At 36.9% G+C, this 4,987-nt stretch carries 7 protein-coding genes; 3 read left to right on the forward strand and 4 right to left on the reverse strand.

Annotated features, from left to right (window positions below; all coding sequences use genetic code 11):
* Nucleotides 1-245 (reverse strand): SRPBCC family protein (locus tag ACNKXS_RS12520; protein WP_470272073.1); only part of this gene is annotated, 245 nt, incomplete at its 3' end.
* A 33-nt stretch (nucleotides 246-278) separates the two neighbouring features.
* A complete protein-coding gene (locus ACNKXS_RS12525) occupies nucleotides 279-932 on the reverse strand; it encodes a TrmH family RNA methyltransferase (protein WP_417921135.1) in 654 nt (217 codons plus the stop codon).
* A 220-nt stretch (nucleotides 933-1,152) separates the two neighbouring features.
* Between ACNKXS_RS12525 and ACNKXS_RS12530 the strand changes: the two genes are divergently transcribed.
* From ACNKXS_RS12530 to purB, 3 genes are all read left to right on the forward strand, one after another.
* Nucleotides 1,153-1,830, forward strand: a complete 678-nt coding sequence (locus tag ACNKXS_RS12530; protein ID WP_417921136.1) for an SIR2 family NAD-dependent protein deacylase — start codon at nucleotides 1,153-1,155, stop codon at nucleotides 1,828-1,830.
* Complete coding sequence (locus ACNKXS_RS12535; RefSeq protein WP_417921137.1) at nucleotides 1,830-2,366, forward strand: hypothetical protein; 537 nt, start codon at nucleotides 1,830-1,832, stop codon at nucleotides 2,364-2,366. Before ACNKXS_RS12530 ends, ACNKXS_RS12535 begins: the two co-directional genes overlap by 1 nt.
* A gap of 62 nt (nucleotides 2,367-2,428) precedes the next feature.
* The gene (gene purB, locus ACNKXS_RS12540) at nucleotides 2,429-3,766 is read left to right on the forward strand and encodes an adenylosuccinate lyase (RefSeq protein WP_417921138.1); all 1,338 of its coding nucleotides are present in this window, start codon (nucleotides 2,429-2,431) and stop codon (nucleotides 3,764-3,766) included.
* Nucleotides 3,767-3,852: 86 nt separating this feature from the next.
* Here the strand turns inward: purB and ACNKXS_RS12545 are convergent, their stop codons facing one another.
* Nucleotides 3,853-4,446 (reverse strand): DUF4252 domain-containing protein, encoded by a 594-nt coding sequence (locus tag ACNKXS_RS12545; RefSeq protein ID WP_417921139.1) that lies wholly within the window; start codon nucleotides 4,444-4,446, stop codon nucleotides 3,853-3,855.
* Between the two features lie 4 nt (nucleotides 4,447-4,450).
* Nucleotides 4,451-4,978, reverse strand: a complete 528-nt coding sequence (locus ACNKXS_RS12550) for a DUF4252 domain-containing protein (protein WP_322300447.1) — start codon at nucleotides 4,976-4,978, stop codon at nucleotides 4,451-4,453.
* Between the last annotated feature and the right edge of the window lie 9 nt (nucleotides 4,979-4,987).

The following is a 4,987-nucleotide window of genomic DNA, read 5'->3' on the forward strand; positions in this document are numbered from 1 at the left end:
TTCCAATAGAAAGAAGCGCCCTCTTTACCATCTGGCCCCTTATATTTTAAAACCGCATTAGGATCACGCTGAAATAATGGGTTCCATAAAGGTTGATTTTTTAGCTGACGAACAAAGCCATAGACTTCTTCTCTGGACTTATTAATCACCACGGTCCTGCTAACATCAAAGTCCTTTTTGGCCCATGCGTGCAGAAATGCAAAAAAAGTAATTAAGGCAATAATTAAGTAGAAAAACAGGGTCATTGCTCGGCTTTAGGATTTAAAAGTTACGAATATTTACTGATTACGGAAACGTTCAATAATCTCCTCTGAATTTTTTATGGTTTTCTTTGTCCAGGCCAGCCTTACTTCTTGCATTCGTTCTTCAGAAAACTGCCAATCTATATTAGAAGTGTCAAGTTTTTCTCTTAAAGACTGAAGTATGATCGCTGCAGAAACTGAAATATTCAGACTTTCAGTAAACCCATACATAGGAATTTTAATGCTTGCATCTGCCTCTCTGAGAATTTCTTCTGAAAGTCCGTTTTGCTCTGTTCCAAAAAATATGGCAGAAGGTTTTGCAATATCAAAATCTGCCAGCATTGTTGAATTATTATGAGGAGTGGTGGCTACGATCTGGTAGCCCTGTTGCCGTAATTCATGTAGACATTCCCGGGAGGTATTGTATCGATGCACATCTACCCATTTCTGAGCTCCCATGGCAATTTCCTTGTCGATTCGTCTAGGCAGGTTTTCTTCTATAACATGTAAGTTCTGGATCCCGAATACATCACAACTACGAACCACCGCACTGGTATTATGCAATTGGTAAACATCCTGGGCTACTACGGTAAAATGATCTGTTCTTTGAGTCAGAACTTTTTCGAAGAGATCGATCCTGCGCTGGGTCAACAATCCCTGTAAATGTTCAAGTAATTTCTGGTCGGTCATGGCTGTACTAAAATATAAAAACTGTGCTCTTTTAGAAGCGTTTCGCTGGTATTTATCTTCGACATTAATAATATATCTGATAACACCTGATTTTCAATAATTAATAGCTGAAAAATTTTAAGGTAGATGAATTGAGAGGGCAATTATCTGGAAGCTTAATCATAATTTCTTTGTATTTTAAAACTTCAAGCTGGCGTTACTAATCAGAAATCCTTAAGAAATGAAGAAAATAGTTGTACTAAGCGGAGCAGGAATTAGCGCTGAAAGTGGCTTAAAAACTTTCAGGGATGAAAACGGTTTATGGGAAGGTCATGATGTGATGGAAGTTGCCTCACCAATGGCTTGGGAAAATAACCAAGAATTAGTACTGGATTTTTATAATCAACGAAGAAGACAACTTCTGGAAGTAGAACCAAATGCCGCTCACTATGCCCTAGTAGATCTTGAAAAACAATATGATGTACAAATCATTACTCAGAATGTTGATGATCTACATGAACGAGCTGGTAGCTCTAATGTTTTACATCTTCACGGAGAATTATTAAAAGCCCGAAGTACTTTTGATGAAAACCTGGTGATGGACTGGAGAAAAGATATTCGAAGTGGAGATTTCTGTGAACACAACAAACAATTGAGACCTCATATTGTTTGGTTTGGCGAAGCCGTTCCAATGTTTCAAAAGGCGGCAGATCATTGTACAATAGCAGATATTCTTATCATTGTAGGTACTTCCATGCAGGTCTATCCGGCTGCCGGATTGGTAGATTTTATTCCGAAGAAATGTCCGGTATATTTTATCGATCCTAAACCAAATATTAGTGAAAATGCGTCCCTTGAAATAATAAGCAAAAAGGCTGTGGAAGGTATACCAAAGCTTGTAGCACAATTATTAGCTTAATGCAAAGAGTTGAGAAAATTCTGGAAAACACCAGTTTGAAACTTGCTTCCCGTCAACATGCTTCAGAATTAGTCCTAACTAATAATCTTTTGCCACAAACCATAGAATTCATCAAATTCCCTCAGCAATTATCAATGAAGGCATGGATGATAATTGAGATAATTGGACGTGATAATGTTGATATACTGGGTGAATCTATTACTGCTATTATTAATAATGGAAAAATGTATTCAGATAGCTCTTCCAAAAGATGTATTATGAAAATATTCAGTTTTCTGGTTGATTCACATTTCCATAGTAATTCTTCAATTCATCTTCATCATGCTGAAAAAAAAGAAGTTATTCGGCTTTCCTTTCAATATTTAATGAACGATGAGAAAACTGCAGTAAAAGTTTTTGCCATGCAGAATATTTATGATCTCAGAAATGAAGAAAAATGGATTGAAACTGAATTAATATCGCTTCTGGAAAAGAATATTTCTACTTCAACTCCGGGTTATAGATCACGGGCTTTGAAGATCCTGAGGAAATTGTAACATATGTTTTTTAGTCAATCAGGAAGAAGTATCTTTATGCTTTAATTTTTTAAAACCAAAAAATGACATCGCTCTCTGCAGTATCTCCAATAGACGGAAGGTATAGATCCAAAACCAAGCAACTTTCAGCATACTTTAGTGAAGAAGCATTGATACGCTATCGTATCCTGGTAGAAGTTGAATATTTTATTGCACTACATGAACAGGGCTTACCTCAACTTCAGGATGTAAATTCCGCAAACTTCCCGAAGCTGAGAGAGCTGTATCAAAATTTTACTTCGATAGATGCACAGGCTATAAAGAAGATCGAAAAAGTTACTAATCACGATGTGAAAGCAGTTGAATATTTTCTGAAAGAAGAATTTGAAAAGCTTGGAATGCAGGATTCGAAGGAGTTTATTCATTTTGGTCTTACCTCTCAGGATATTAATAACACGGCCATTCCACTAAGTTTAAAGGAGGCTACGGAAGAGGTATACCTTCCAGAACTGGATGAAATTGTAAAAAAACTGGAATCCCTGGCTGAAGAATGGAAAGATATTCCACTCCTGGCCCGTACCCACGGTCAACCAGCTTCACCTACCCGACTTGGAAAAGAAATTCAGGTATTTGTAGTTCGAATCAAAGAGCAGCTACGATTTTTAAAAGATATTCCTCACGCAGCTAAATTTGGAGGAGCAACTGGGAATTTCAACGCTCACAAAGTAGCATACCCAGATACCGACTGGAAAGCTTTTGGACAGAATTTTGTAGAATCGAAATTGAAGCTTCACCACTCCTTCCCTACTACACAAATAGAACATTATGATCATGCGGCATCATTATTTGATGCTTTCAAACGCATCAATAATATTTTACTGGATCTGGATCGCGATATCTGGACTTATATTTCGATGGATTACTTTAAACAGAAGATCAAAAAAGGTGAGATAGGTTCTTCAGCAATGCCACATAAAGTTAATCCTATAGATTTTGAAAATTCAGAAGGAAATCTTGGGATTGCCAATGCGATATTCGAACATCTTTCAGCAAAATTGCCGGTAAGCAGGCTACAACGTGATCTAACCGATAGTACAGTTCTTAGAAACATTGGTGTTCCAATGGGTCATACGATCATCGCTTTTAAATCCACCTTGAAAGGGCTGAATAAATTGCTCCTAAATGAAGATAAACTACATGCAGATCTCGAGAATAATTGGGCTGTTGCTGCTGAAGCGATTCAGACGATTCTAAGAAGAGAAGGTTATAAAAATCCTTATGAAGCATTGAAAGGTCTTACGAGAACTAATGAAAGAATTACGAAGGAAAGTATTTCCAGGTTTATTGACGAGCTGGACGTGACTGAAGAAGTTCGAACTGAACTTCATAAGATAACACCACAAAATTACACTGGAATATAAATATCTCTTCTCAATTCATTAAAAAAGCCTCCGGACGTTCCGGAGGCTTTTTCTTTCAACTAACTAAAAAAATACTTTTTACTATTCTATAAAGTATCTGCAGCTATTTCCATTTCAACTCCAGTAGTATCTTTTTGCTTCGGTTGAGAATTCCCGAAAATATCGATCACTCCTTTTATTCCACCTGTATTAATATCTTCAGATTTTAATGATTGCATCATATCCATGATCTTCTCAGGATCCATATTTTCACCTAATACCCGAGCAACTCCAAGCCCTTTTTCATTATCATATCCATATACGATTAGTTCATCGATAGCATCTTCCTCACCAATAAAGTACAGAGCCGCCTTGCGGTCGCTACCACCAAATCGCATTAATAATTGATATTTCTCATCCTGGAAGATCTCATCCAGTTTAATTTTTTCTTCTTCAAATTTCTGAGGATTCGCCTCTTTTTCGAGAGCCAGTACATTTATCTTCTTGATAGTTTCCATGGTAGACTTTTGCTCTTCATCAAGCGCATCTGCATTGGTGAATAAACTGGTAGGAACATCTACAGCCAGAAAGTCGGTGTCCTGCTGATTCTCTACATAATACTTCTGTAAAGATTTTTCGTTATTACAGGACACTGCAATTAAAGTAAAGATGCTTAAGACTAATAATTTGATTGATTTCATAAGATTAAGATTTTTTGTTAGCTTTCTTTAATTCTTCGGCTCCAGGAACTTTTAGGTCTGCCGTTAATTTCGATAATTGTGAAAGATCGATCTGGCCCGTAATGCTAAGAATGATATTCATAGGCTCTGAACCTTCGGTTCCTTCAAGAAACATAAAAAGTTCGCTTACATAATTATCATTCTTCCCAGGCAGAGAATAAAATTTAATATTCTTACCATCGTCATTCACTCGCATTAGCTCCTCAAGACTGCCTTTAGCCAGGTAAGATTTTACATCACTTGACATTTGAGACATCACTTTAGGGTTTGATGATTTATAGATCTGGATTCTTTCCAGATTCTCTATAAGCTTCATATACTGTTGAGATTCCGGATCATTTTCACTGAGGTCTACTTTAGCCAGCATTTTAAACATTTTACTGGTCATCACCATCGCATCGACTTCTTTCATATTCTCATATTTCTCGAAGTTCTGAGCCTGGGTAAACATTGGAGCTGCAGCTAATAGCAGGGCAATTACTAACTTATTCATGGTTTATAG

It is taken from the genome of Christiangramia marina, from assembly GCF_048285865.1.
In the GTDB taxonomy this organism is placed as follows: domain Bacteria; phylum Bacteroidota; class Bacteroidia; order Flavobacteriales; family Flavobacteriaceae; genus Christiangramia; species Christiangramia marina.